The sequence below is a fragment of the Acidimicrobiales bacterium genome (genome assembly GCA_035546775.1).
Lineage (GTDB): Bacteria > Actinomycetota > Acidimicrobiia > Acidimicrobiales > JACCXE01 > JACCXE01.
Genome location: DASZWD010000030.1, coordinates 407,537 through 432,981 on the forward strand (window position 1 = coordinate 407,537; position 25,445 = coordinate 432,981).

Consider the following 25,445-nt stretch of genomic DNA (forward strand, 5'->3'; position numbering starts at 1 on the left):
GGTCGCGTGAACCTCCTGCTCATTCGTCACGCCCTGCCGCAACGCGTCGAGCTGGCCGAGGGGCGCGCCGATCCGGCGCTGTCAGAGGAAGGACTGCGGCAGGCAGCGCGGCTCGGCGAGTGGCTCAAACACGAGGAAATCCACGGGCTCTACGCCAGCCACCTGCTGCGGGCCCAGCAGACGGCCCAACCCATCGCCGCGGCGCACGGCCTCGAGATCGTGACCGAACCCGACGTGGCGGAATTCGACCGCGACGCCTCGAGCTACATCCCCTTCGAGGAGATCGACCGCAACAGCGCCGAGTTCCAAGCCATCGTGAGCGGCGACTACACCGCCATCGGTGGGCCGAAGCCCGACGAGTTCATGGGCAAGATCGTCGCGGCCATGGACCGCATCATCGAACGCCATCCGGGCCAGACGGTCGCGGTGGTGTGCCACGCCGGCGTCATAAACGCCTACATCGCCCACATCCTCGAACTGAACCGCGTGATCTTCTTCGGCCCGGGCTACACGTCGGTCAACCGTGTCCTGGCCAACGCCCGCGGCATGCGCGGCGTCGGATCGCTCAACGAGTTAGCGCACCTGCGCGGGATCTAGCGCCCGGTAGAAGCACTGGCCCGACGACGACGCGAGCAGCGTGCGGTTCTCGCTCCACACCTCGCCGCGGAAGGCGAACAAACCCTGCGTCGACACGTCGGCGCGGCCGGCCATCAGCAGCCACTCCGCCTCGGGCTCGAACCGGTGGAACTGCACGTTCAGGTCGAGCGACGGCGCCATCCACGGCAGCGGACCCGAGTAGGCGCGCGTGGCCGACGGCCAGCTCACCGTGTCGGCCAGCACGATGAGGCGTGCCGCGTCGACGGCCACGTCCTTCGTGTCGGGCGTCGGGTTGTAACGCACCCAGTTGGTGAACACCGGGTCGCCCGCGGGACGGTCTTCCCAGTTGTCGTGCCACACCGTCGGGCGCTCCTCGAAGTTGCCCCAGAACGTGAAGCCGCGCTGGCGCTCCTCCTCGGCCACGCCCATGCGATCGAGATGGTCGCTGACCGTCGGCAGCTCGCTCCAGTGCGCCACGTCGGGCATGCGGGCGAAGTCGTGCTCGAGCCCCTCGTGGTTGTCGTCGATGAACCACGCCTGGGCCGTCAGCAGCAGCCGCTCGCCCTGGTGCAGCTCGACCGTCACCGCCTCGGCGCGTTTGGTGCGCCGCGTGGTGACGACGCGCGCGTCGACGTCGTCGAACGCGCCGACGGCCAGGTACTGGCAGCTGAAGCTCGCCGGGCGCAGCAACTCGGCGTGTTCCGCCGCCGCCCGCAACGCCACTGACGCGATGTAGCCGCCGTTCGGTCCCCAGATTTCCCACGCTCGTTGCAGGCGGCCCCTGTACAACCCAGGCTCGACCAACGCAACGGCGGTGTCACTCCCCAGCTCACCCATGGGACGGATCGTCGCACAGCGACGCCCCGTCCCATGCGGCATTTTCGGTTCGCTCCGCCCGAGGGCTCCGCTCACGGTTCCGGCGGGGACCCCAACCCCGCGGGCTCTATCTTCGGGCATGGCTCTTTTCCACCGCGCAACGATCTCGCCTACCAAGGCCGAACTCATGGCCGACTGGATGCCGGGCCAGCCGTGGGGACCACCCGCGGGAGACGCCATCGACGTCATCGGTTCGTTCCGCTTCGACGATCCCGAGGGCCGCGTCGGCATGGAGACGCACCTGGTCGCGGCCGGCGGCGCACTGTTCCAGGTGCCGCTCACCTATCGCGACGCGCCCCTCGACGACTCGGCGGCGCTCATCACGAAGATGGAGCACTCGGCGCTCGGCACCCGCTTCGTCTACGACGGCCTGCGCGACCCGCGCTACGTGCTCATGCTGGCGGGCGTGACCATGACGGGCCAGGGCGAGGCGCTGGGCATGGTCGAGGTCGAGGGCCGGTGGTACATCGCGCCGAGCAACGTGCGCATTCGCGGCGGCGGCTGGACCGGAGCACGCGTGGCCGTCGACGGGTTCGAGTTGGTCTCCGACGAATCCACGGCGTCGGTGTTGCGCAACGACCGCTTCGAGCTGACCGTCTACCGACGCCCGACGGCGGGCCAGCGCCCGCCGATCGCGTTGACGGCCAAGTGGGAGCGCGACACCGAGCCCGTCGTGTTGGCGAGCGTCACGGAGCGGTAGGACTACCGCCGTGAACTCCCGCGAATTACTCGACGAGCTGTACGGCCGGCTCCCCGACCTCGTGCGCCACGCCGTCGACGGACTCGGCGCCGACGAAATGTGCACTCCGCCAGCCGACGGCGCCAACACCGTCGGCTGGCTCGTGTGGCACCTCACCCGCGTGCAGGACCATCACGTCGCCGAGCTGGTCGACCAGCCCCAGATCTGGGTGACCGACGACTGGGGCCCGCGCTTCGGGTTGACGTCGGACCCGCACAACACCGGCTACGGCCACGACGCCGACGACGTGGCCGCGGTGCGGCCGTCGAACGCCGCCGTTGTGGTCGCGTACTTCGACGCGGTGTTCGCCCGTACGCGGGAGTTCATCGCGACGCTCACCGACGCCGACCTCGACCGCGTGGTCGACACGCGATGGAATCCGCCCGTCACCCTCGGCGTGCGACTCGTCAGCGTGGCCGACGACAGCCTTCAGCACGCGGGCCAGGCCGCGTACGTGCGCGGGCTTCTGTAGCCCGCTACGCGTTCGTCTTGGCGCGCTTGGCGGCGCGGCCGCGCTCGGTGGCGTCGAGCACCACCTTGCGGATGCGCACCGACTTCGGCGTGACCTCGATGCACTCGTCTTCGCGGATGAACTCGAGCGACTGCTCGAGCTGCATCGTCACCGGCGGCACGAGCTTCACCGTTTCTTCGGCAGTCGACGAGCGAATGTTGTTGAGCTTCTTTTCCTTGGTGATGTTGACGTCCATGTCCTCGCTGCGAGCGTTGACGCCGACCACCATGCCTTCGTAGACCTCGACGCCGGGCCCGACGAAGAGCTGGCCGCGCTCTTGCAGGTTGATGAGGGCGAAGGTCGTCGTCGGACCGAGACGGTCGGCGACGAGCGAGCCGTTGGGTCGCGTCTTGATCTCGCCGAACCACGGCTCGAAGCCTTCGAACACGTGGTGCAGCTGGCCCGTCCCCCGCGTCTCGGTGAGGAACTCCGTGCGGAAACCGATGAGACCGCGCGCCGGCACGATGAACTCCATGCGCACCCAACCCGAGCCGTGGTTGACCATCGACTCCATGCGCCCCTTGCGCAACGCCACGAGTTGGGTCACGACGCCGAGGTAGTCCTCGGGCACGTCGATGGCGACGCGCTCGACGGGCTCGTGCGTCTTGCCGTCGATCTCCCGGGTGAGCACCTGCGGCTTGCCGACGGTGAGCTCGAAGCCCTCGCGCCGCAGGATCTCGACGAGGACGGCCAGCTGCAGCTCGCCGCGGCCCTGCACTTCCCACATGTCGGGCCGGTCGGTGGTGAGGACGCGGATCGACACGTTGCCGATCAACTCGGCGTCGAGGCGGCTCTTGATCAGCCGGGCGGTGAGCTTGGTGCCCTCCTTGCCCGAGATCGGCGACGTGTTGACGCCAATGGTCATCGACAGGCTCGGCTCGTCGACGGTGATGACCGGCAGCGGGTGCGGGTCGTCGGGGTCGGCCAGCGTCTCGCCGATGGTGACCTCGGCGAGGCCGGCGATCGCCGCGATCTGTCCCGGGCCCGCCTCCTCGGCCGAGACGCGTTCGAGCGCCTCGGTCACGAACAGCTCGGTGACCTTCACCTTCTCGATCGTGCCGTCGACCTTGCACCACGCCACCATCTGGCCGCGCCGCAGCACGCCGTGGCGCACGCGGCACAGCGCCAACCGCCCGAGGTAGGGCGACGAGTCGAGGTTGGTGACCAGCGCCTGGAGCGGATGGTCCTCCTCGTATTCGGGCCCGGGCACGTGCTCGCGCAGCATCTGGAACAGCGGTTCGAGGTCGGTGCCGAACTCGCCGCGCAGCACGGCGTCGAGGTCAGTGGTCGCCTGACCGTTCTTGGCGACGCAGAAGATGATCGGGAACTCGATCTGCTCCTCGGTGGCGTCGAGGTCCAGGAACAGCCCGTAGACCTCGTCGATGACTTCCTTCACTCGGCTGTCGGGCCGGTCGACCTTGTTGATGACGAGCATGACGGGCAGCTCGAGCTCGAGCGCCTTGCGCAGCACGAAGCGCGTCTGGGGCAGCGGACCTTCGGAGGCGTCGACCAACAGCATGACCCCGTCGACCATGTTGAGGGCCCGCTCGACCTCGCCGCCGAAGTCGGCGTGCCCCGGGGTGTCGACGATGTTGATGCGCAGGCCGTCGTGCAGGACCGACGTGTTCTTGGCGAGGATCGTGATGCCCTTCTCGCGCTCGAGGTCCATCGAGTCCATGACCCGCTCGTTGACGTCCTGGTTGGCCCGGAAGGCGCCGCTCTGCCAGAGCATCGCGTCGACGAGCGTGGTCTTGCCGTGGTCGACGTGGGCGACGATCGCGACGTTTCGGAGGTCAGAGCGGACTGTCATAAGGAGCCGACAGTGTGGCTTGTGCACAGGGCGATCCACATATCCACTGCACGATCCCCAACGAAACGCCCGTAAATCCCCGCGAAAAACACATGTTTTCCTTCTTGTTCCCCACAGGGGCACGGGAGTTTGATGTCTCCATACCCGGTGCACGGGAAACCGAGCCAGGGGGGAACGAGACGGTGGCAACACCACTCGGAAACCCCGGGACACGGAGCCCGAGCACTGGAGATGGGTTACCAAGCGGGTGTGGAAGGGGCGGCCTCGGCCAAACCGGAAGCGTCCGGGTCCGGTGATCGCACTTCGGTGCGGACGCCGGACGAGGTGCTCATCGCGTGAGCGGTCCCCCGGGGCCGCCGGGCTTCGGTCCGGCGACGTCGGTGGGGCCGCTTTTCGCGTTCGGTTGCGTCTCGGTGCCTCCGGGCCGAACAAGTCGGCCCTGCGGCGTTACGTCTTGCGTGCCTGCGGCTGCTTAGCGCAGGTCTGCGAAGAGGTCGGTGCTGAAGTAGCGCTCCATGCGGTCGCAGAAGACGGTGGCGATCGTGTGGCCGGGCCCGAGCTGGCTCGCCAATGCCTGTGCGCCTACGTAGTTGAGGCCGCTGCTGAGGCCGCAGGGGAAACCTTGGCGGATGAGGGCGCGGGTGGCGACGACGGCTTCGTCGTGGGTGACGGCGATGTCGTCGGCGAGACCGATGGCGTCGCCGTCGAGGATGGCCGACATGCAGTCGACGACGCCGGGGATGTCGGAGCAGGGCCCACCCTGTTCGGCATCGGCCTCCGCCCCGGCGACGCGCACGCGCGCCAGCACGACGTCGTCACCCATCGTCGCCCGCAGCGCCGCGCCGACGCCCATCAGCGTGCCGGCAGTACCGACCGCGGCGACGAAACCGTCAATGCGCGTACCGACCTGGCTGATCATTTCCGGACCCGTCCGCAACTGATGGGCGCGGGCGTTCTCGACGTTGGCGAACTGGCGCGGCAGGAACACGTTCGGATCGCGTGCCGCCATGTCCTCAGTGCAGGCGATCGCCCCCGCCATGCCATCAGCATGCGGCGTCAGGATCACCTCGGCGCCGTAGCGGCGGATGATGAGGAGTCGCTCGTTGCTCACGCCTTCGGGCATCACGGCCACGAACGGCACGCCGATCGACGCGCACGCCATGGCGAACGCGATCGACGTCGATCCGCTCGACGCCTCGACCACGGTCGAGCCCGCGTGCAGATCGGCGACCTGCAAGATGCGCGCCGCGATGCGGTCCTTCGTCGACCCGCTCGGCATCTCGTATTCGAGCTTGGCGTAGATGGTGCATCCGCTCGCGTCGTCGACGAGCGCCACCGTCGGGGTGACGGTGGCCGCGATGCGCGCCAGCGGAGCGAGGTTCACGACCCAAGCATGACGCGTCGTGCCGTAACGCCCCGGCGTCGGCGCGAGACTGAAGGGCATGAGCCTCTTCGGACACAAGAGCGCCATGGTTGCTCCCGACAAGGCGCTGCCTGGCCGTACCGACAAGCAGATGATCGTGGCGCCCGAGAACATCGTCACGCATCATCCGATGACAGCACCGTTCCCCGACGGCCTCGAGACCACCATCGTCGGCCTCGGCTGCTTCTGGGGCGCTGAGCGCAAGTTCTGGCAGACCGACGGCGTGTGGACGACCGCCGTCGGCTACTCCGGTGGCTACACGCCGAACCCGACCTACGAAGAGGTTTGCTCCGGACGCACCGGCCACGCCGAAGTCGTCCTCGTCGTGTTCGATCCCAAGCAGATCGACTTCGAACACGTCCTGCGCGTCTTCTGGGAGTCGCACGACCCGACCCAGGGCATGCGCCAGGGCAACGACGTCGGCACCCAGTACCGCTCCGGCATCTGGTACACGAGCGACGAGCAGAAGGCGACCGCCGAAGCGTCACGCGCCATGTTCCAGGAAGCGCTGAGCGCGGCGGGCCACGGCGAGATCACCACCGAGATCACCGCCGCCGGGCCGTTCTATTACGCCGAGGACTACCACCAGCAGTACCTCCAGAAAAACCCCAACGGCTACTGCGGCCTCGGCGGAACCGGCGTCACCTGCCCCACTGGCATCGCCGACGCCAAGCCGTTCAATCTCGACTGACGATGGCGGCCTTCGCGCCCGTTGCTCGGACGTCGCGTTTCGTGTGCACTTGAGGACGTGACGGCCGCCGGGACCGGACCAAGCACGTCTCTAAATGCACAGCAAAGCGTCGACCTCGGTTAGCCGACGCCTTCTTTCACGTCGCTCGCCGGCGGGATCACGATGCCGGGGTCCTTGCCGAAGTCGTAGAACTCCAACTGGACCGTGGTCGTCGCCCGCTGCGTGCCTTCGCCCACGGTGAGGCTGTAGCTGAGCCGGCGCACGCGCCCGTCGCCGTCGAGCCACACGTCAATCGGATAGCTGTCAGCGCCGAGTGACTGGCGCGCCTGGCGCAGGCTGTCCTGCGCATCGACCGGCGCCTTGGCAATCGCCGCGTCGCTCAGGTCGACGTCGGCGTGCACGTGGGTGGTGTCGGTGCCGCGTACCTTCTCCTTGCCGACGACCTTGGCGTTCTTCGTGCCGCTGCCGAGGTTGCGCAGCGTCTCGCGCGGGTCGAGTTGCGAACGGATCGACGCCAGGAAACTCGTCGATCCCGAGTTGGCCAACTCGGCGTCGGTGAGCGCCGCCCACTTCTTCGGACCCTGCGGCGTCTTGATGTACACCTTGTCCGGCGTGAAGATCAGGTCGAAGTTCGACAACAGCGCGCCGGCGAGCGTGAAGCGCCCGGTCTTCTTGTCGAAGTCGTAGGCGCCGTTGCCCGTCGCCACGGTGAGGCTGGCCGTCTTGGCGCTGAGGTCGAGCTTGACGCTGTTGCCCTCGGCGGTGCGCGTCGCCGCGGCCGCCAGCGCCGCGGCGGGATCCTTGCTCACCGAGACGGCGTCACCCTTCGAACAAGCACCGGCGCTGGCCGCGAGAGCGGCGGCGAGCGCGACGGACACGAGGACGCGGCGGCGGAACATGGCGTGAGGGTAACGGTCGCCCGTCTGCGAGGATGGCGTCATGGCGAAGAACGTGCTCGGCACCGAGCTCGAACCATGCTCGTACGACCCGCTGACCGGCTTCTACCGCAACGGCTGCTGCGACACGGGCGCCGAAGACGTCGGCTTGCACACCGTGTGCATTCAGGCGACCGCCGAGTTCCTGGACTTCTCGAAGTCCGTCGGCAACGACTTGTCGACGCCGATTCCGGAATACCACTTCCCCGGCGTGCAGCCGGGCGACCGCTGGTGCCTGTGCGCGTCCCGCTGGCAGCAGGCCTATGAGGCTGGCTTCGCTCCCCCGGTTTTCCTCGCCGGCACGCACGCCACCACCGCGGAGTGGGTCGACCTCGACGGCCTACGCGCCCACGCCCTCGACGCTTAGCTGGCTTCGGACACCGCCCACTCGGCGACGGCGTCGCCGACGCCCATCTCCGCGAACCACTCCTCCGTCACCGTCGGCACCGGCGGGCCGCACAGCGGCTGATACGTGAAGTCGGCGGCCTTGTTCGCCACCTGCGTGATCCAGCGCAGGTCGCGCGCGGCGGTCGCGTGGGGCATCTCGTCGTGATGGGCGACGGCATCGACGACTTCGGGCGGGAAGCCCCACAGGCTGAGCAGATAGCCGCCCGCCTGCGCGTGAGTGAAGCCGAACGTCTCGAGCTCGACCTCCGACAGCGAGGCGCACCGCTCGTTGCGCAATTCCAGGTGAGCGGCGAACACGCCGGGGCGGCTGCGGGCGAACACCAGCTGACCGCACTCGTGCAGCAACCCGGCACAGAAGGCGTCGTCGCGCTCGGCGCCCGTCGCCAGGTTCCGCGCCAAGCGGCCAGCCTCGTAGCCGTGGCCGTTGAGCTTCTCGATCCACGCGTGCACCGCCGGCGTCGCCGAGAATTCGCGCTGCACCTCTTCGACGAGAATCAGCGAGCGCAGCACGCGCAGACCCAGACGCACAACGGCCACGTCGAGCGACGTCACACGCGACCGTGGTGCGAAGAACGACGAGTTCACGATCTGGAGAACCTTCGCCGCCAGACCCACGTCGCGCTCGAGGATCGCGGCGACCGCACGCGCGTCGGCGGCGGACGAGTCGATCAGCGCCACGAGATCGCGGAACACCGGCGACGGCGACGGCAAGACCGCCAGCTGCGACACGTCGCCCCGGAGGATGTCGCCGTCGTCGAACTGGTCGCGCAGGCGCAGGGCGCGCTCGATGGCGTCTTGCAACTCGCGCCCGGCGCAGGGTTTGCGCATGAACTGGTGCGCCAACCCAACGGCGCTGGTGAACGCCGTGGCGTCGGCCTTGCTCGACAGCACCAGCCGCGCCGTGTCCGGATAGCGCCGCCGCACCTCGGTGAGCAATTGGTCGTCCTCGGCGACGATGACGTCAGCCGGGCTCGCCGCCATCAGTTCGAGGGCGACGGCACACGTCTCTACAAAGTGCACGTCCCACGAACACGCATCGGGACTAAAGGTGCCCCGCAAGGCCTCCAGCTGTCGTTCACCTGCGTCAACAACCAACACCCGCGCCGCCACGCGCCTTCCATCGGACACCGGTGGCAAAAGCTTGATGGTGTTCGGCAGAAGTTGGGCGAGATCTCAACGTCTTGGCCGGAAGTAGGCGTTCCATTCGTCGTCGATGGCGCCCAGCACGTCGGTTTCGGTCGGTTCGTCACGCGCGCCGACCAGCAACGCGTTGTACGTCGCTTCACGGTTGTTCTCGAACACGTCGTTGACCATCAACGCCTTGGGATTGACCCACACCGCGGCGATGAGCACGTTGTTCAACTCGACGACGCCGTCGCGCAGCGCGCGCGCCACGCCACCGGCGACACCGGCTTGCGCCGCGCCCCACGTGAGTTCGCCGTGCTCGTCGGACTCGATCGGCGCCTTGTTCACGAACAGCGTGTAGGGCTTGACCGGGAGCCCTGGCTGCATCACTACGACGAACGGCGCGTGCCGCAGGCTCGGCGTGGCGAGTGCCGTCGCCCACGCGTGACCGACCGGGCCCTCGCGCGACCCGACCATGGTGTTGACGTGCGCCGCGTGGACACCGTCGCCGACGAAGGACTCACCCAGCTGCATGCAACGGCTCCGTGCGTCCGTAGCGGATCTGCTTGAGCAAGTCCGACGACATGGTGTCGGGCTGGGTGTCGTAGCCGAACAGCGCCACGTAGCGCGGCCGGTCGCCTTCGACGGGGGTGACGCGGTGCAGCGAGCGGCGCCCTTCGAAGATCATGAGCGTGCCCGGCGTCATCGGCTCGACGACGACGCGCTCGCGCGCGTCGCCGGCCAATATCGCGGCGACGGTCGCGTAATTCTCGTCACCTTCGGCGCCGCGCAGATGGGCCACGTTTTCGAAGTCGCCGCCGCGCTCGCTCGACTGAATAGCGAGCGACACCACGAAGTCGGTCTGGTCGTAGTGCCAGCCGAGCACGTCGCCGGCGGTCATCACCGCAACGTTGAGGGCCCCGATCGGATCGGCGTAGCGGTACAGCGGACGGCGTTCGAGCACGTCGCTCAGGAACGCGAGGAAGGCGTCGTCCTCGTAGAGGCGGCGGATGCGCGAGGTCGCGGGGAACTGGTCATAGCCCAGCGTGTGCACCGCTGATCGCGTCCAGGTCGTCCGCGGGTGATCGGCCGGCCACCCGTCGGACGGCAACTCGAGGTAGGGCGTGCCCTGCACGTCCTGGTGGTAGGCGTCGGCGGCCAGCGCGTCGCACTCGTCCACCATCGCCGTGATCTCGTCGGCGGGCACAAAGCCGGGAATGACGCACACGCCGCGAGCGCGCAGCTGGGCGCGGTAGTCCTCGAGCACGGCGCGACGCTACGCGATGACCGCGATGACCGCGCCGCCCGAACCGGTCGAGTTCGGACGCAGCCCGCGGGCGCGCAAACGCTGCGCCAGCGCGTTGTGCGCCGCGGGCAGCGGCGCCACTTCGTCACGCAGGCGCGCCGACGCGTCCATGAGGTCCGCGAGCGCATCGGCGTCGCCGGCGCTGAACGCATCGGCCGCGGCGCGGGCGATGCGTGCGAGCCGCGCCATGCCGGCGGGCGACGGGCGCCGCGCCCGGTGGTACTCACCAGAGTCGGCGGCAGCGGCCGGATCCCAGGCGACCACGAAATGCAGATCGCGCGCCGGTGTCAGCACCCGCACGGTGTCGCCGTCCACCAACACCGGCTGTTCGTAGGCTTGCACGGCGCGATCCTGCAGCCCTGCGGGGATACCGAGGTCGTCGCGTTCGACGGCCAAGGCCAGGTGCGCCAGCGCCAGAGGGTCTTCGGGCGCACGCCCGCTGGCGCGCAACGCGGCGATGACGAGCGCGCTCGAACCGGCGAGACCGACGCCGCGGGGAATGTCGGTCTCCCATCGCGCAGGCGCGTCCACGCCCACGCGCGCCAAGGCCGCGTCGAGCAGCGGCAGTGAGGCTCCGTCGCCGCCCACGGTGACCGTCGCGGCGAACGCCTGCACGGGCACCGCCAGCACCGCGCCGCCGTGCATGTCCGACGGGTTGCCGGCCAGTGCCGCCCGGGCGGGTACGCGTGCCTGCTTAGATCGGGAGGTGGAGTCGTTCACGGCGTGGCTGGGTGACATTCGGGCGGAGGTGACCGGCGGCGTCGACGCGTCGATCGACGTCCATGATGACCGCCTGACGGTCCTCACGCTGCGAGCGACACGCGACCTGACCGGTGTGGCGACGGGCGACTTCTCCGATCCGTCGAACTACTGGACGTTCACGCCCGCCGCGCCCGACGGCTCGGTCGGCTTCGGTTACCAGTACACCGAATTCGGCATGCCGACAATCGCCGACGGGTCGTTGCAGGGTTGGTTCTTCTTCCCGGCGCGACCCTCGCTGGTGCTGCCGATGATGCTGATCGCACCCGACGACCGCACGCTGTTGCTGGCGCCGCTCAGCGGCTTCCACGAACAGGTGGGCGCGGTCGACGGTCGCGTCCGTGTCGGCTGGCACGGCGACCTCGACGTCGTGCCCGAAGGGTTCAGCACGAAGTTGGCGCTGTGGAGCGCGTCGTCGCCGCGCGCCGCGCTCGCCGAATGGGCCGCCGAGGTACAGCAGCGCTACCGCACGGTGCGACCCGGTCGTTACGACGACGATCTCGGCCGGCACCCCTCGTACTGGACCGACAACGGCGCCGCCTACTGGTACAAGACCGAACCGGGGCGCACAACGACCGAGACGCTCGTCGACACCGTCGCCGACTTGCGCGCCCGCGGCGTGCCGTTCTCGACGGTGCAGCTCGACTCGTGGTGGTATCCGCACCAGGTACTGCGGCCGTTCAACACCGACGAATGGGTTGTGCCGCCCACCGGGCTCCTGCGGTGGGAACCGCGCGACGACGTGGTGCCCGAGGGCATCGCCGCGCTGCGCACGGCGCTGGGAGATCCGCCGCTGGCGGCGCACTGCCGGCACCTGTCGTCGCAGTCGCCCTACCTGCGCGAGTTCGAGTGCTGGGTCGACGGCGACCGGGCGCATCCGAAGGGACCCGAGCTCTACGAGCGCTGGCTCGACCAGTGCGTCGAGTGGGGCGTCGAGACCTTCGAACACGACTGGCTGGTCGAGGCGTTCCTCGGCGTGCGCGGCTTGCGTGAGGAACCTGGCCGCGCCCGCGCCTGGCAAGAGGGCATGGACCGCGCCGCCGGCCGGCGCAACATCACGCTGCAGTGGTGCATGCCGTCTCCGGCCGACATATGCCAGACCGTCACGCTCAACAACGTCACCTCGATCCGCACCAGCGGCGACCACGGCTACCTCGTCAGCGCCGGCTACCTGTGGGCGTGGTTCCTCTACACCAACGCGCTCGCCGGCGCGCTCGGCCTGGTGCCGTACAAGGACGTGTTCCACACGCGTTCGGAACACGCAGAGGTCGAGGCGCTGCTGTCCGCACTGTCAACGGGCCCCGTCGGCATCGGCGACCGCTTGGGCGAAGCCGACCCGGCGATCGTGCGCCGCTGCTCACGCGCCGACGGCGTCCTGGTGAAACCCGACGCGCCGATCGCCGCCATCGACCGCGGCTTTCGCAAGTGGGCGACGTCGCGCGGGCAGTTGCTCACCGGTACGACCCATTCCGGCGCGGTGCACTACGTCGTGACGCTGAACTGCACCAATGGCGACGCGTCGGGTCGCGTCGAACCGGGCATCGACGCCCGCTCGCTGGTGTGGGACTGGCGCACGCAGACGTGCGAGGTGGTCGAGGCCGGTGGCGGCTGGGAAGTGTCGCTGCCGTCGCTCGACTGGGACTACCGCGTCGTCGCGCCGATCGTCGACGGCGTCGCCGTGATCGGTGACCCCGCCCTCTACGCCACCGCCGGCGATTTGCGCATCCACCACGTCGCCGGTGACACCGTCACCGTCGTCGGACCGAACGACACCTTCGACTTGGTGTGGTGGACCGAGGCCGCAGGCCTGCAGCGGCGGCGCATCGAGATCAGCGACGTCGGCTGGGCGAACGTCAGCCTGTCGTAGCCGACGCGTTCAGCGGTCGGTCCACGTCGGACGCTCGCGCTCGGCCCACGTCCGCGAAACCATGCCGCCCAGCATGCTCTGGAGCAGTTCCCCTTCGCTGAGCGCCTTGAGGATGTGCCCCACCGTCACGATGGCGAGGCCGATGTAGGCCCAGTCGTGCACGAAGGTGGCGCCGGTGCGCCACGCGTCGGGGAACGCGTTCGGCCGGAACATCAGCAAACCCGTCAGTAGCTGCATCGTGAACAGCCCGGCGAACAACGCGGTGGCGAGCTTCTGCCCACCGTTGAACTTGCCTGCGGGCACCCCGCGCGTGCGGCGGCGCAGCCAGCGCCAGTCGGTCGTGCTCCAGCGGCTGAGCTCGACGAGGTCGGCGCGCAGGCCGCGCCCCGAACGACCCGCCGCCGCGCCGAGGGCGAGCGGCACCACCAGCAGCAGGCTGGCGAACACGTGCACGTCCTTGAGCGTTGCTCGCATGCCGACGGTGGCCGACAGCTCGGGTACGTAGAGGATCGTGCCGGTCACGAGCGCGATCAACCCGAGCGCGGCCGTCGCCCAGTGCACGGCGCGCGTCACGCCGTCGAAGCGGAGCCGCATCGTCGGTGTCGTCATGACGTCGGCGCCTCGTGACCGCCGTTGCTGCGCCCGACCCACCCGTCGAGGTCGTAACCACGCGTCTCCCAGTAGCCGCCACCGTCGTCGGGAAGGTGGTCGACGAGTTCGATCCGATCGAGCCACTTGAGTGACTTGTAGCCGTACATGGGGGCGACGTACATGCGCACCGGGCCGCCGTGCTCGCGCGTGATCGGCTTGCCTTCCATGGTGTGGGCCACGAGGACGTCGCGCCGCCGCGCCTGCTCGAGGCTGAGGCTTTCGGTGTACGTGCCGTCGAAGCTGTGGAACCGGACGCGCGTCGCCGCCGGTTGCACGCCCGCTTCGTCGAGCACGTCGGCCAGTACGACGCCGCGCCAATCGACGTCCGCGACGCGCCATCCTGTGACGCACTGGAAGTCGCGGGTCAGCGCCGCCTGCGGCAGGCGGCGCGTGAGGTCGCCGTAATCCAACGTCAGCGGGCGCGCGACGAGACCGCCGACGTGCAGCCGATACGACGCGGTCGTGCGGTGCGGCAGGTTGGCTGTCACCGAATAGATGCGGAAGCGCCCGGCGACGGGCAAGAGCCCGGTGAGTCCCGTCGGGTCGTGCAGCGTGACCGGCAACAGCGCTTCTTGCAGGAAGCGCTGGACCCGGTCGCCCACGAGCACGCCGAGCGCGGCCGCACCGAGCGAACCCAGCACGACGCGGCGGCCGATTGCACGAGCCAAGCAGCCAGTGTACGGACCCGAGTTGTCCGGAACTTTTCGGGGCTGCGCGACGACCTACGTCAGGACGGCGACAATGGCTGGCACTGATGACGACCTCCGAGTTCTCGCGCTTCTTCGCCGTGTTGTCGTTGGCGTGCGGCGCCGGCACGCTGGTGATCGGCGTGGCGTGGGTCGCCGCGCGCGTCCGGCCGTCGTCTCGCGTTGCCGACCTGCTCGACGGTGTCGCGCCGGCGGCGTTGTGGGTCGCGTGGATCGTGGCCGCAGTGACGACGTTCGGCAGCCTCTACTACTCCGAGGTCGCGCACTTCGTACCCTGCAAGCTCTGCTGGTACCAGCGCATCGCCGTCTATCCGCTGAGTCTGGTGTTGCTCGTCGCGGGATTGCGTCGCGACGACAGGGTATGGACCTACGTGCTCCCGCCCGCGCTCGTCGGCTTGGGATTTGCCGTATTCCACACACAACTGCAGGCCTACCCCCACACATCGTCGTTTTGCACCACGACCGAGCCGTGCACGGCGCGCTACGTGTGGGAGTTTGGGTTCGTGTCGTTACCGTTCATGGCTATGACCGCGTTCGCCGGGATCATCGCGCTCGTGCTCCTCGCCCGGCGTGGACATGACTGACCGCCAGAGCCGGCGCGCGCGGGAATTGGCGAAGCGCCGCGCCACCCGTGGCCGCGGCGCGCCACCGCCGCGCCGCTCGTTGATGCCATGGATCGTCGCGGGACTCGGTGTCGTTGTCGGCCTCGCGCTCGTGGTGGCCATCGGCGGGGGCGGCAAGAAGCATCCCGCGGCGCAGCCCGCGCCGAGCGCCCTGGTGCGACAGGTCACCTCGGTACCCACTTCGGCCTTCGACGCCGTCGGCGCCGGCGACATCCAGCATTGGCCCTCCGCGCTGTCGGCGCCCGCCGAGACGCGCGAGGGCAAACCCGTCGTGTTGTACGTCGGCGCCGAGTACTGCCCCTACTGCGCCGCGGAGCGGTGGGCGATGATCACGGCGCTGTCGCGCTTCGGCACGTTCGCCCATCTGAGTACGACGCACTCTTCCAGCACCGACGTGTTCGCCAGCACGCCGACGTTCACCTTTCACGGTTCGACCTTCACCAGCGACTACCTCGTCTTCGAACCCGTCGAGACCGCCGGCAACGAGTTGTCGGGCGGCACGTACCCGCCGCTCGAGACGCCGACCGCCCATCAGGAACAGCTCGTGCAGACCTACGACGCGCCCCCGCTGACGGACACGTCGGGCGCGATCCCCTTCCTCTTCATCGGCGGCAAGTACGGCGTGAGCGGCGCCATGTACGACCCCGGCCTGTTCGCGGGCAAGAACCACGATGAAATCGCCTCGGCGATGCACGACCCGTCGAGCAAGATCGCCCGTTCGGTCCTCGCGGCGGCCAACGGGCTCAGCGCCGCCATCTGCGCCACGACGGGCGATCAACCGGCGTCAGTGTGCAGCAGCGCCGGCGTCGTCGCCGCTCGCGCGAACCTCGACTGAACCGCACTTCGTCCGGGCGCGCCCCGTGAGCAGCGCGAGAGCGAGGAACACGAGTCCCGGCAGCAGGTTCGACGAACCACCAGTTACCGGGATCACGGCCCCGGGCGCAGCGACGGGCGGCGCGACGCGCGGGAATCGGTACGTCCACACACCGAGGCCGAAGGTGCCAGCCACCAGCAGGTCCGGGTCACCGGGCTTGAGCTGGAGGCTGAACACCGCGACCGGCGGCAGCCCGTCACCGAGCAACGCGTAATGCCCGCCGGTGGTTCGCGCCGCCGCAAAGACACCGATCGCGGTCCCGACGACCAGCTGGCCGGCGTGCACAACGGACCACGTGGCTTGGACGTGTGGGAGGTCGCCGGAGATATCGGTGAACGTTGCGCCGGCGTCGGTCGTCTTGAAGACGCTGCCCGTGCCGACGGTGCTGGTGTCGTCGCCGAGGGAGCCGAGGGGCGCCCAGTACCGCGCCGCGCTGGCGCCGACAGTTACGTACGCGACTCGGGGATTGGCGGGGTCGACGGCGACCGACGTGATGATGCGGTTCGGGAGGCCCTTGCCCGCGGCGATGTGCCACCCGTCCGCCGTACCGCGCTTGGGCGGCTTGCTCCCGCCGACGTTGGTGGCGAAGCCGGTGTGAAAGACGCGGTTGGTCTTGACGGGGTCGCAATCGCCGCAAAACCCGACGTACGCGTTGTCGCCGTTGAGCGCGGCGGCGACCCCGACGTTGGACGGGTCCGCATCGGTCGCAACGGCCGCGGCGTCGCCGGGGTGCGCATGGGTGCCCAGGTCGAACACGGATTTCCAGTCGCCCGACGCGGTCGCTGGTCCCGCGGTGGTCTCCGCCACGTTGCGTCCGGTGGCGAGGATGTGTTTCGCGCTCGTGGGGTCCATCACCATCGGAGCCACGAAATCGCCTTCGATCACTCCTGGATCCATCGATGACCACGTCTTGCCGCCGTCGGTGGTGACGTTGATGCCGCCGTTGGGCAATTCGTCGTAGGCGACCTTCGAATTGTCCGGGTCGACGAGCGAGAAGATGCCGTCGCCCACGTACACCGTGTGCTCTTCGCCGTTGGGGAGGATCTTCAGCTCCCCGTTGTCCTGAAGCCCCCCGAACACGGTGCCGTCCTTGGCCATGGCCGCGCCGTACACCTCGAGCGTGTCGAAGCCCGCGTTGGCACCGTCGCCCCATCCCAGTTGGTTGAACTCGCCCAAGGGACCGACCGTCTGTGTGTACGCGCCGCCGTCATTGCCGACCACGAGGGTCACCCCCCCGTCGCTTTTCGGAATCATCGCGATCGCGTGCTGGTCTGGGTGTGTCGTCGTGTGAGGCGCGATGGTCGAGACGGCTCCGCATTGCGCTGCCAGCGCGAGGCACGCACCGCCGTTCGCGGTATAGGCGCCGATCGCCTGGAACCGCGTGGGGCCGCGCTGTGGGACGGCGGGTGGAACGGTCGACCACACCTCTTCCATCCCGAGAATCACGCGCGTGGGCGTCCCGTCCACGAACTGTCGCGTCGGGTCGGGCCGTACGAACTCGTTGTACGACGTCTGATATCCCGGGCCGATGCCGGCCACGGTGAGCTGGCTCAGGGCCGACAGGTTGGTCGGGTCGTAAAACTCCTCTCGGCGTTCCATCAACGTCCACGTCGCGCCGAAGTCGGGCGATACGTAGACGGCGTCCAAGACCGATGGCGTGCCGACCAGCGGAATGTCGCCCTCGCCGCCGTCGACCGTCCGACTGAAACTCTGGGCGTCCTGCGCGACCGCGTAGAGGTATTGCGAGTTCTGCCGTGGCCCGGTGGTCGCCCCTAGCGCGATCCTGCCCGCCTTGACCGTAGGAGTGAAGCCCGCGCTGTCGGGGACCTTGACGAAGCTGCCCGGCAGCCCAGTGGGCGATCGGTAGAGGCCGTTGGCCGGAGCTTGCGGCTTGCCGTTGAAGTTCAGGTGTTGACCGGCGCGCCAACCGACTGCGGCAACCACTGCACCACCGCGATGACCGAGCGAGTCGGTCGCCTGCACGGCAACGTCAGTGACGACGTTGGCGAAGAAACAGTCGGGTTTCAGTGAGTTGCCGGCGCAAGCGCCGGTCGGCAAAACGACGTTGACGAATGATCGTCCTGCGTCCGTGGAACGGAACAGGCCCACCCCCGTCGCGAGGTATACGACGTTCGGATTCGTGGGGTCGACCGCGAGGCGGAAAGACAGCGCGCCTTCCGGTGCGCCGAGGGCTTGGTGCCAGGAGTCGCCGTCATCGGTGGACCAAAACGTGCCGACGCCCGCATAGTCGTTGCTGAACGCCATGTCGCCCGTAGCGACGAGCAGGGTGCCCCCGCCGGCGGGGCTCCACGCGACAGCCCCCGTCGAACCGATCGGCAGCTTCCGGCCAACGGCGCGCCAATGCTCGCCAACGTCGGTGGACTCCCAGAGGCCGCCCTGGGCCGCCGCGGCATACAGCTTCTTCGTCTGCGGCACCCACGTCAGGTCGTTGATGCGCCCTTCGATCTTCCCGTAGCCGTCGCCCATCGTCGCGGGATAGGCGGGGTCGTCGCCGATCATCGGACCATGGCCGTACTGCGTCCAATGGCCATTGGTGCCAGGGACCACCGACGGCCCGGCCGCGAGCCGCGCACGCTGTTTCAACGCTTCGCCGAGCTGGACGGGAGAGTCGGTGGCCTGACGAGCGATCGCGAACGCGTTGAGGCGTAGCAGTTCGGCATTGGTCTCGAACTCGACGGGAAGCGCCGCGCGCACGCCGTCGCTCTCGGGCTCATCCGCACGCGCGGTGCCACGCCCGGTGAAGCTGGCGATCGCGAGGGCGAGCGCAAGTACCGCAGCGATGGCTGCCCAACGATGTCCCGCGCTCGTTGTCCCCACCAGCCGGGAGCGTATCCGGAGGCGCCGACGTGTGACACCGGCAGCAGTAGCAGTCCCAACGGGATTCGAACCCGTGTCGCCACCTTGAGAGGGTGGTGTCCTAGGCCTCTAGACGATGGGACCTTGATGTCGCTTCTTGCGCTGGGGAGAGAGGACTCGAACCCCTAATAACTGGGCCAGAACCAGTCGTGTTGCCGATTACACCACTCCCCACTGAGTGGTCAGGAGACTGTAATCGGTGTGACGAGTCGCGCGATATTTCGCAGGGTCGCCTCGGGGAAGTCGTGTACTTCGTCCCACGTGAGCCGCCCGCACCGCCACCCGGTGACGATGGTGAGGCGCGTCTGGCGGTTGGCGTCGTAGACCGGCTGGTCCTTGTGACCTTGGCCGTCGAGTTCGAGGAACAGGCCGAGTTCGGGCCAGCACAGGTCGGGGCGGGCGACGAAGTTGCCGTCGGCGTCGTAGATCGTGAGCTGGCGCGTCGGCGCCGGGATCGACGGATTCTGCCGGATCAGCTGCACCGCGAGCGTCTCGAGCAGTGACTCGGTCGGCGGCACGAGCAGCCCGCCACGCGCCTTCACCACCCGGCGCACGACCGGGTGGTGCCACTCGCCGACCTCGCTCGTGGTCACGAGCTGCTTCCGCAGGCAGTACTCGAGCGCCTGCTCCCAGTGCGTGTCGTCGAGCACCGACGCCAACTGCCGGAGCGTCTCGGGCGCCGGCAGGCACTGCACCTGCCCGACCTCGACCGTCTCGCCCGGCAACTCCGTGACCCGCCGCGTCCACCCGCGTTTGCCACTCGACGCCTTGGCGACGAGCACGTGCGGCCCCCATCGCTCCACGCCGTCCCACTCGAGCAGCTGCGCCGTGGCGACGGCGTCGAGCACCCCGCCCGTCACCAGCCCCGTCGCCCGCAGGATGTCCATGGTCGACGGCGGCCGCCCGCCAGCGCCATAAACACCGTGGACGACGCGTGTGATCGCGCCCCGCCGGAGCGCCGATCGCACGCGCTCGGTAGTCCAGCCCGCGGCTCGCAAGTCCGCCTTCGTTCGCAACTTCCGCACCGTGCACCCTCTTTGGGGGAAAAAGTCGGCCTGGCGCCCCATAAGGGCGCACGAAAGGGGAAGGGCTGCGGTTAGAGAGTGTTGCGGGCGGCGGTGAGGCGGCGCAAGACCTCGTCGCGGGGCAACGACGCGATCGACGTGATGGGCAAGCCGTGCGGCTTGCCCATCACCGCCAGCCGGATCGGGGCCTGCGCCTTGCCCAATCGCAGTCCGTTGGCTTCGCCAACGGACTCGATGGCGGCCTTGACGCCGTCGTGGTCCCACGGGCACGTCTCGAAGGCTGCGAGGCAGCCTTCGAGCATCGGCGCGGCGACCTCTCCCTGGACGACGGCGTCGGGCGCCACGAACAGCCAGTCGATCAACCCCGGCACGTCCGACAGCACCTCGATGCGCGTCTGCACCTCGGGCGCGATGGCGCCGAACACCTCGGCGTCGAAGTCTTCGAAGTCGAGCCACGGCTCGCAGGCGGCGACGAACTCGTCGACGGTCATGTCGCGGATGTACTCGCCGTTAAACGCCCGCAGCTTCTTCACGTCGAAAAACGCGCTCGACACGTTCACGTCCTCGAGACGGAACAGCTCGATCATTTCGTCGACGGGCAGGATCTCCCGGTTCTCGCCCGGTGACCACCCGAGCAGGGCCAGGTAGTTCCGCATCGCATCGGGCAGATAGCCCTCGAGCGCGTACTTCTCCATGACGACGAGGTCGCCGTCGCGCCGCTTCGACAGTTTGCGCCGCTTCTCGTCGACGATGACCGACAGGTGGCCGAAGACGGGCAACTCTCCCCCGTCGAGGGCGTGCCACAGCAAGATGTTCTTCGGCGTGTTCGGCAGGTGCTCCTCGCCGCGCACGACGTGGGTCACGCGCATGTCGATGTCGTCGACGGTGTTGGCCAGCACGAACAACGCCGAGCCGTCGGCGCGCTGGATGACGAAGTCCTCGATGTTCGCGTTGTCGAACTCGACGTCCCCGCGCACGACGTCGTTGACGATGGTCGTGCCCGGCGGGACCTTGAACCGCAGCGCGGCGCCGTCGCCGGCGGGCAGCCCGCGGTCACGGCAAAACTTGTCGTAGCCGCCCTGCGGCGCGCCCGGCGGCTTGCGGGCGTCGATCTCGTCACGGGTGCAGTTGCAGTAGTACGCCTTGCCCTCGTCGACGAGGCGCTGCGCCGCCTGGGCGTACAGCCAGGACCGCTCGCTCTGGCGGTACTCCTCGTCCCAGTCGAGACCGAGCCAGTGGATGGCGGCGCGGATGCCGTCGACGTGCTCTTCGCCGTGACGCTCGCGGTCGGTGTCCTCGATGCGCAGGATCAGCACGCCGTCGAGCGACTGGCGCGCCAGGAACCAGTTGTAGAGCACGCTGCGCCCGCCGCCGACGTGGAAATAGCCGGTGGGCGACGGGGAGAAGCGGGCTCGGACGGGGCGCGACATCCCATGCATGATCGCAGACCGGGTCCCACTACCCTCGGTTCAATGCAGCGCACGATCTTCGACGAGGAGCACGAACAGTTCCGGGCGAGCGTTGCCCGCTGGCTCGACAACGAGTGGGTTCCCCACGCCGACGAATGGGAGAAGGCCGGCATCGTGCCGCGCGAGATGTTCCTCAGCGCCGGCAAGAACGGGTTCCTGGGGATGGACGTGCCCGAGGAATACGGCGGTGGCGGCGTCGAGGACTTCCGCTACAACCTCGTCATCGGCGAGGAGATGCACGCCCGCGGCCTGGGCGGCGCCGGTCTCGGCATCCTGTTGCACAACGACATCTGCATGCCGTACCTGCTCAAGTACTGCACCGAGGAGCAGCGGCAGCGCTGGATGCCCGGGGTGTGCTCCGGCGAGATCATCATGGCGATCGGCATGACCGAGCCGGGCATCGGCAGCGACCTGGCGTCGATGTCGACCACCGCGCTGCGCGACGGCGACCACTACGTCGTCAACGGCGCCAAGACGTTCATCACGAACGGCATCAACGCCGACCTCGTCATCACCGCGGTGAAGACGGATCCGAGCCAGCGTCACAAGGGCATGTCGCTCATCGGCATCGAGCGCGGCATGGAGGGTTTTGAGCGCGGGCGCAACCTCGAGAAGATCGGCCAGCACGCGCAGGACACCGCCGAGTTGTTCTTCACCGACGTGCAGGTGCCCGTCACCAACTTGTTCGGCCCGGAGGAAGGCCAGGGTTTCATCCAGCTGGTGCACAACCTCCCGCAGGAGCGGCTGTCGATCGCCACGGCGGCGGTGGCCTCGGCGCGCGCCGCGCTCGGGTGGACACTCGACTACGTCAAGCAGCGCACGGCGTTCGGCCAACCCGTCGGCTCGTTCCAGAACAGCCGTTTCGTGCTCGCCGAGATCGCGACGGAACTCGAGATCGCGCAGAGCTTCGCCGATCGCTGCGTGCTGGCGCTCAACGAGCACGCCCTCACCGCCGAGGAGGCGGCCATGGCCAAGTGGTGGTGCACCGAGTTCCAGAAGCGCACCGTCGACCGCTGCCTCCAGCTCCACGGCGGTTACGGGTACATGCTCGAATACCCCATCGCCCGCGCCTACACCGACGCCCGCGTCACCACGATCTACGGCGGCACCACCGAGATCATGAAAGAGATCATCGGGAAGAGTCTGGGCGTCTAAGGCAGTTGCAGTAACTCCTGGCCCGACGCCATCGCCGCCTTCACCATCGGCGGCGTCATGCGCAGGGTCGACTCCGGCACGGCATCGGCGATCGCCCGGCGCTTCCAGTAGTGATGCGACGCTTCGGCGAACAATTCGACGCGCTTCTGCACGACGGCGGTCGGCGCGCCGCCGAGGTAACCCCACACCGTGAACGCGATTTCCCAGTCGTAGATCACCGGGCCGCGGCCGAACAGCGACGCCCGCTTGGTGGCGACGCCGAGGCAGCCGTTGATGACGTCGTTGCGGTGCTCGCCGTCGACCAGCTCGAGCTTGTCGGCGAACCGCTTGGCCAGGAACAGCGCATAGCCCTGGTCCGGCCCTTGATTGCCGAAGCCGTCGCCTTCGGGCATGCGAGTGTCGACGGTCTCGCCCGGCCGCGTCGCCTCCCACCGCTTCGGCGGCGGCAGGAGTTCAGCCGGACGGACTTCGTCGCGCTCGCCGACGGGAACGAATTCAGGTTGAGCCATCGGCTGCGAATCTATTCGGTGGTGTGCAGCAACCCGTAGACGATCGAGTCTTGGAGAGCCTGCCACGACGCCTCGATGATGTTCTCCGAGACCCCGATGGTGGTCCAGGACCGGTCACCGTTGGTCGAATCGAGCAGGACGCGGGTGACCGCGCCCGTTCCGCGGTTGGAGTCGAGGATGCGCACCTTGTAGTCGGTGAGGTGGATCCTCGACAGCGCCGGGTGCCGCGAGCCGATGGCGGCGCGCAGCGCGTTGTCGAGCGCGCTGACGGGGCCATCGCCCTCGCGCGTCTCGATGAGCCGCTCGGTGCCGACGAACAACTTGACGGTCGCCTCGGTGGAAAACCCACCTTCGCCGCGTTCATCGGCGATCACCCGGAACGACTCGAGCCGGAAGAAGTCCTGCTCCCAACCTGACGCTCGCCGCATCAGCAACTCGAGCGAACCGTCGGCCGCTTCGAAGTGATAGCCCTCGTGCTCGAGCCGCTTGAGCGTGTCGATGGTTTCGGTCAAGGCCGGGCCGTCGAGGTCGAGCCCGAGCTCCTTCGCCTTGAGGACGAGCGTCGACTTGCCGGCGAGCTCGCTCACCACGAAACGGGTGCCGTTGCCGACCGACGCCGGCGATACGTGCTCGTAGGCGTCGGGTCGCTTGGCGATAGCGGAGGTGTGCAAGCCGGCCTTGTGGGCGAACGCCGACTGCCCGACGTAAGGCGACTGCGGGTGCAGCGGCATGTTCACCAACTCGGCGATGTGGTGCGAGACGGGCGTGAGCCGCTCGAGGCGGTCGCGCGGGATCGTCTCGATGCCCATCTTCAGCGTGAGGTTCGGGATGATCGTCGTGAGGTTGCAGTTGCCGGTGCGCTCGCCGTAGCCGTTGATCGTGCCCTGCACCTGCCGGGCGCCGGCGCGTACGCCGGCGAGCGCGTTGGCCACGCCCACGCCGGCGTCGTCGTGGAGGTGCACGGCCACGATGACGTCGTCCTTGAAGTGGTCGAGCACCGCGGTGACGGCTTCCTCGACGGCGTCAGGCAGCGTGCCGCCGTTGGTGTCGCACAACACGAGATGCGTGGCGCCCTTCATCACCGCGCCCTCGAGCACGCGCAGCGTGAACTCGGGGTTGTCGCGGTAGCCGTCGAAGAAGTGCTCGGCGTCGAGCATGACGCGCAGACCTGAGCGAGTCAGGAACTCGACGGAGTCCGCGACCATGGCGACGCCTTCGTCGTGGTCGGCTTCGAGGGCGTGCAGCACGTGGTACTCGCTCGACTTGCCGACGATGCACACCGTCTCCGTGCCCGCCTCGACGAGGTGGCGCAGCGTGTCGTCGCTGTCGACCTTGCCGAGCTTGCGCCGCGTCGAGCCGAAGGCCACCAGCGTCGACGTGTCGAGCTTGAGTTCCTTCTGCGCACGCTGGAAGAACTCGTCGTCCTTCTGGTTGGCGCCGGGCCAGCCGCCTTCGATGTAGTGCACGCCGAGCCAGTCGAGCTGTTCGGCGATGCGCAGCTTGTCGTCGACGGTGAGCGAGATCCCTTCGAGCTGCGACCCGTCGCGCAGGGTCGTGTCGTAGATCTCTACCGCAGAGGGGGTGCGGTCAGCGGACATGTTCGTTCCAGTCTTTGTAGCGATCGGTCTCCCCGTGCACCGCGGCGAAGTACGCCGCTTGAATGGCGGTGGTGATCGGCCCGCGCTCGCCGATGACGCGGTCGTCGACGGAATGGATCGGCACCACTTCGGCCGCAGTACCCGTGAGGAACGCCTCGTCGGCCGTGTACAGGTCCGAGCGCAGGATGTTGCCGACCTCGACCTCGTAGCCGAGGTCGCGCGCGATGGTGAACACCGAGCTCTGCGTGATGCCTTCGAGCGCACCCGCCGACACCGGCGGCGTGATAATTCGCCCGCGCTTGACCACGAAGATGTTCTCGCCCGTGCATTCCGACACGTAGCCCTGGGGTGACAGCAGGATCGCTTCGTCGTAGCCGGCGCGCAGCGCCTCGACCTTGGCCAGCGACGAGTTGACGTACATGCCGGTGATCTTGGCGGCGGGCGGCATGGCGTTCGGGTCGTGACGCTGCCACGAGCTGATCTTCATCTTGACGCCCTTGGCCAGGCTCTCCTCACCGAGGTACGCGCCCCATGGCCAGCACGCGATCGCCACGTCGACCTTGCACGGCAGCGGGTTGAGCCCCATCTCGCCGTAGCCGAGGTACGCGATCGGACGGATATAGCACTCGTCGAGTTCGTTCACCGCCACGGTCTGCTTGGTCGCCTCGACGAGTTCGTCGACCGAGAACGGTATGTCCATCGACAGGATCTGCGCCGAGTCGTGCAACCGCACGATGTGATCGGTAAGTCGGAACACCGCCGGGCCCTGCGACGTGCTGTAGGCCCGCACGCCTTCGAAGACGCCCATGCCGTAGTGCAGCGTGTGGGTGAGGACGTGAATCTTGGCGTCCTCCCACGCGACGAGTTCGCCGTTCATCCAGATTTGCTTGGACGGGGTGATGGGCATGGA

25 protein-coding genes and 2 tRNA genes are annotated in these 25,445 nt (G+C 68.4%); 9 read left to right on the top strand and 18 right to left on the bottom strand.

Going from position 1 to position 25,445, the window contains the following annotated elements; translation table 11 throughout:
- The first annotated feature begins 6 nt into the window (after nt 1-6).
- Nucleotides 7-597 (top strand): histidine phosphatase family protein, encoded by a 591-nt coding sequence (locus VHC63_07785; GenBank protein HVV36492.1) that lies wholly within the window; start codon nt 7-9, stop codon nt 595-597.
- Here the strand turns inward: VHC63_07785 and VHC63_07790 are convergent.
- Nucleotides 574-1,434 carry a thioesterase family protein gene (locus VHC63_07790; protein HVV36493.1) on the bottom strand — a complete coding sequence of 287 codons (861 nt, stop codon included), beginning with the start codon at nt 1,432-1,434 and terminating at the stop codon, nt 574-576. The genes VHC63_07785 and VHC63_07790 overlap by 24 nt on opposite strands.
- 118 nt (nt 1,435-1,552) lie before the next feature.
- Here VHC63_07790 and VHC63_07795 point away from each other — a divergent pair, with 118 nt between their 5' ends.
- Both VHC63_07795 and VHC63_07800 read left to right on the top strand, forming a co-directional pair.
- Nucleotides 1,553-2,173 carry a hypothetical protein gene (locus VHC63_07795; GenBank protein ID HVV36494.1) on the top strand — a complete coding sequence of 207 codons (621 nt, stop codon included), beginning with the start codon at nt 1,553-1,555 and terminating at the stop codon, nt 2,171-2,173.
- Nucleotides 2,174-2,183: 10 nt separating this feature from the next.
- The gene (locus tag VHC63_07800) at nt 2,184-2,684 is read left to right on the top strand and encodes a DUF664 domain-containing protein (protein ID HVV36495.1); all 501 of its coding nucleotides are present in this window, start codon (nt 2,184-2,186) and stop codon (nt 2,682-2,684) included.
- Between the two features lie 4 nt (nt 2,685-2,688).
- Here the strand turns inward: VHC63_07800 and typA are convergent, their stop codons facing one another.
- The gene (typA, locus tag VHC63_07805) at nt 2,689-4,533 is read right to left on the bottom strand and encodes a translational GTPase TypA (protein ID HVV36496.1); all 1,845 of its coding nucleotides are present in this window, start codon (nt 4,531-4,533) and stop codon (nt 2,689-2,691) included.
- Nucleotides 4,534-5,005: 472 nt separating this feature from the next.
- A complete protein-coding gene (locus VHC63_07810; GenBank protein ID HVV36497.1) occupies nt 5,006-5,977 on the bottom strand; it encodes a cysteine synthase family protein in 972 nt (323 codons plus the stop codon).
- On the opposite strand from VHC63_07810, the gene msrA reads away from it, so the two are divergent.
- Entirely contained in the window at nt 5,976-6,647 is a 672-nt protein-coding gene (msrA, locus tag VHC63_07815; GenBank protein ID HVV36498.1) for a peptide-methionine (S)-S-oxide reductase MsrA, read from the top strand. The two genes, VHC63_07810 and msrA, sit on opposite strands and share 2 nt — an antisense overlap.
- Before the next feature lie 119 nt (nt 6,648-6,766).
- Here msrA and VHC63_07820 read toward each other — a convergent pair whose 3' ends face one another.
- Nucleotides 6,767-7,546 carry an LppX_LprAFG lipoprotein gene (locus VHC63_07820; GenBank protein ID HVV36499.1) on the bottom strand — a complete coding sequence of 260 codons (780 nt, stop codon included), beginning with the start codon at nt 7,544-7,546 and terminating at the stop codon, nt 6,767-6,769.
- 40 nt (nt 7,547-7,586) lie between these two features.
- On the opposite strand from VHC63_07820, the gene VHC63_07825 reads away from it, so the two are divergent.
- Nucleotides 7,587-7,949, top strand: a complete 363-nt coding sequence (locus VHC63_07825; protein ID HVV36500.1) for a DUF2237 domain-containing protein — start codon at nt 7,587-7,589, stop codon at nt 7,947-7,949.
- Here the strand turns inward: VHC63_07825 and VHC63_07830 are convergent.
- The 4 genes from VHC63_07830 to VHC63_07845 form a co-directional block, all read right to left on the bottom strand.
- A complete protein-coding gene (locus tag VHC63_07830; GenBank protein ID HVV36501.1) occupies nt 7,946-9,010 on the bottom strand; it encodes a response regulator in 1,065 nt (354 codons plus the stop codon). The two genes, VHC63_07825 and VHC63_07830, sit on opposite strands and share 4 nt — an antisense overlap.
- Before the next feature lie 153 nt (nt 9,011-9,163).
- Nucleotides 9,164-9,649, bottom strand: a complete 486-nt coding sequence (locus tag VHC63_07835; GenBank protein HVV36502.1) for a formaldehyde-activating enzyme — start codon at nt 9,647-9,649, stop codon at nt 9,164-9,166.
- The gene (locus tag VHC63_07840) at nt 9,636-10,382 is read right to left on the bottom strand and encodes a hypothetical protein (GenBank protein HVV36503.1); all 747 of its coding nucleotides are present in this window, start codon (nt 10,380-10,382) and stop codon (nt 9,636-9,638) included. The genes VHC63_07835 and VHC63_07840 overlap by 14 nt, the downstream gene beginning before the upstream one ends.
- Before the next feature lie 9 nt (nt 10,383-10,391).
- Nucleotides 10,392-11,141, bottom strand: a complete 750-nt coding sequence (locus tag VHC63_07845; protein HVV36504.1) for a hypothetical protein — start codon at nt 11,139-11,141, stop codon at nt 10,392-10,394.
- On the opposite strand from VHC63_07845, the gene VHC63_07850 reads away from it, so the two are divergent.
- Nucleotides 11,128-13,047 carry a hypothetical protein gene (locus tag VHC63_07850; GenBank protein HVV36505.1) on the top strand — a complete coding sequence of 640 codons (1,920 nt, stop codon included), beginning with the start codon at nt 11,128-11,130 and terminating at the stop codon, nt 13,045-13,047. The two genes, VHC63_07845 and VHC63_07850, sit on opposite strands and share 14 nt — an antisense overlap.
- Before the next feature lie 9 nt (nt 13,048-13,056).
- On the opposite strand, the gene VHC63_07855 is transcribed toward VHC63_07850, so the two are convergent.
- Both VHC63_07855 and VHC63_07860 read right to left on the bottom strand, forming a co-directional pair.
- A complete protein-coding gene (locus VHC63_07855) occupies nt 13,057-13,656 on the bottom strand; it encodes a cytochrome b/b6 domain-containing protein (GenBank protein HVV36506.1) in 600 nt (199 codons plus the stop codon).
- A complete protein-coding gene (locus VHC63_07860) occupies nt 13,653-14,366 on the bottom strand; it encodes a molybdopterin-dependent oxidoreductase (GenBank protein HVV36507.1) in 714 nt (237 codons plus the stop codon). The genes VHC63_07855 and VHC63_07860 overlap by 4 nt, the downstream gene beginning before the upstream one ends.
- Before the next feature lie 86 nt (nt 14,367-14,452).
- On the opposite strand from VHC63_07860, the gene VHC63_07865 reads away from it, so the two are divergent.
- Together VHC63_07865 and VHC63_07870 are read left to right on the top strand one after the other, a co-directional pair.
- Nucleotides 14,453-14,989, top strand: coding sequence for a disulfide bond formation protein B (locus VHC63_07865; protein ID HVV36508.1), 537 nt, complete (start codon nt 14,453-14,455; stop codon nt 14,987-14,989).
- On the top strand, nt 14,982-15,863 hold the full coding sequence (locus tag VHC63_07870) for a DUF929 family protein (protein HVV36509.1): 882 nt from the start codon (nt 14,982-14,984) through the stop codon (nt 15,861-15,863). Before VHC63_07865 ends, VHC63_07870 begins: the two co-directional genes overlap by 8 nt.
- Here VHC63_07870 and VHC63_07875 read toward each other — a convergent pair.
- From VHC63_07875 to gltX, 5 genes are all read right to left on the bottom strand, one after another.
- The gene (locus VHC63_07875; protein HVV36510.1) at nt 15,813-18,740 is read right to left on the bottom strand and encodes a hypothetical protein; all 2,928 of its coding nucleotides are present in this window, start codon (nt 18,738-18,740) and stop codon (nt 15,813-15,815) included. The genes VHC63_07870 and VHC63_07875 overlap by 51 nt on opposite strands.
- Nucleotides 18,741-18,790: 50 nt before the next feature.
- A tRNA-Glu gene (locus VHC63_07880) sits at nt 18,791-18,863 on the bottom strand.
- Between the two features lie 18 nt (nt 18,864-18,881).
- A tRNA-Gln gene (locus VHC63_07885) sits at nt 18,882-18,953 on the bottom strand.
- An 8-nt stretch (nt 18,954-18,961) separates the two neighbouring features.
- Nucleotides 18,962-19,747, bottom strand: coding sequence for a DUF559 domain-containing protein (locus VHC63_07890; GenBank protein ID HVV36511.1), 786 nt, complete (start codon nt 19,745-19,747; stop codon nt 18,962-18,964).
- A 128-nt stretch (nt 19,748-19,875) separates the two neighbouring features.
- The gene (gene gltX / locus VHC63_07895) at nt 19,876-21,234 is read right to left on the bottom strand and encodes a glutamate--tRNA ligase (GenBank protein HVV36512.1); all 1,359 of its coding nucleotides are present in this window, start codon (nt 21,232-21,234) and stop codon (nt 19,876-19,878) included.
- 42 nt (nt 21,235-21,276) lie between these two features.
- Here gltX and VHC63_07900 point away from each other — a divergent pair, with 42 nt between their 5' ends.
- Complete coding sequence (locus tag VHC63_07900) at nt 21,277-22,428, top strand: acyl-CoA dehydrogenase family protein (protein HVV36513.1); 1,152 nt, start codon at nt 21,277-21,279, stop codon at nt 22,426-22,428.
- Here VHC63_07900 and VHC63_07905 read toward each other — a convergent pair.
- From VHC63_07905 to VHC63_07915, 3 genes are read right to left on the bottom strand one after another with little or no spacing between them, the layout of a single operon-like run.
- Nucleotides 22,425-22,937: a hypothetical protein gene (locus VHC63_07905; protein HVV36514.1), complete on the bottom strand. Its 513-nt coding sequence runs from the start codon at nt 22,935-22,937 to the stop codon at nt 22,425-22,427. The genes VHC63_07900 and VHC63_07905 overlap by 4 nt on opposite strands.
- 11 nt (nt 22,938-22,948) lie before the next feature.
- Nucleotides 22,949-24,535 carry a citramalate synthase gene (cimA, locus tag VHC63_07910; GenBank protein HVV36515.1) on the bottom strand — a complete coding sequence of 529 codons (1,587 nt, stop codon included), beginning with the start codon at nt 24,533-24,535 and terminating at the stop codon, nt 22,949-22,951.
- Nucleotides 24,525-25,442, bottom strand: coding sequence for a branched-chain amino acid transaminase (locus VHC63_07915; protein ID HVV36516.1), 918 nt, complete (start codon nt 25,440-25,442; stop codon nt 24,525-24,527). The genes cimA and VHC63_07915 overlap by 11 nt, the downstream gene beginning before the upstream one ends.
- Nucleotides 25,443-25,445 lie beyond the last annotated feature (3 nt).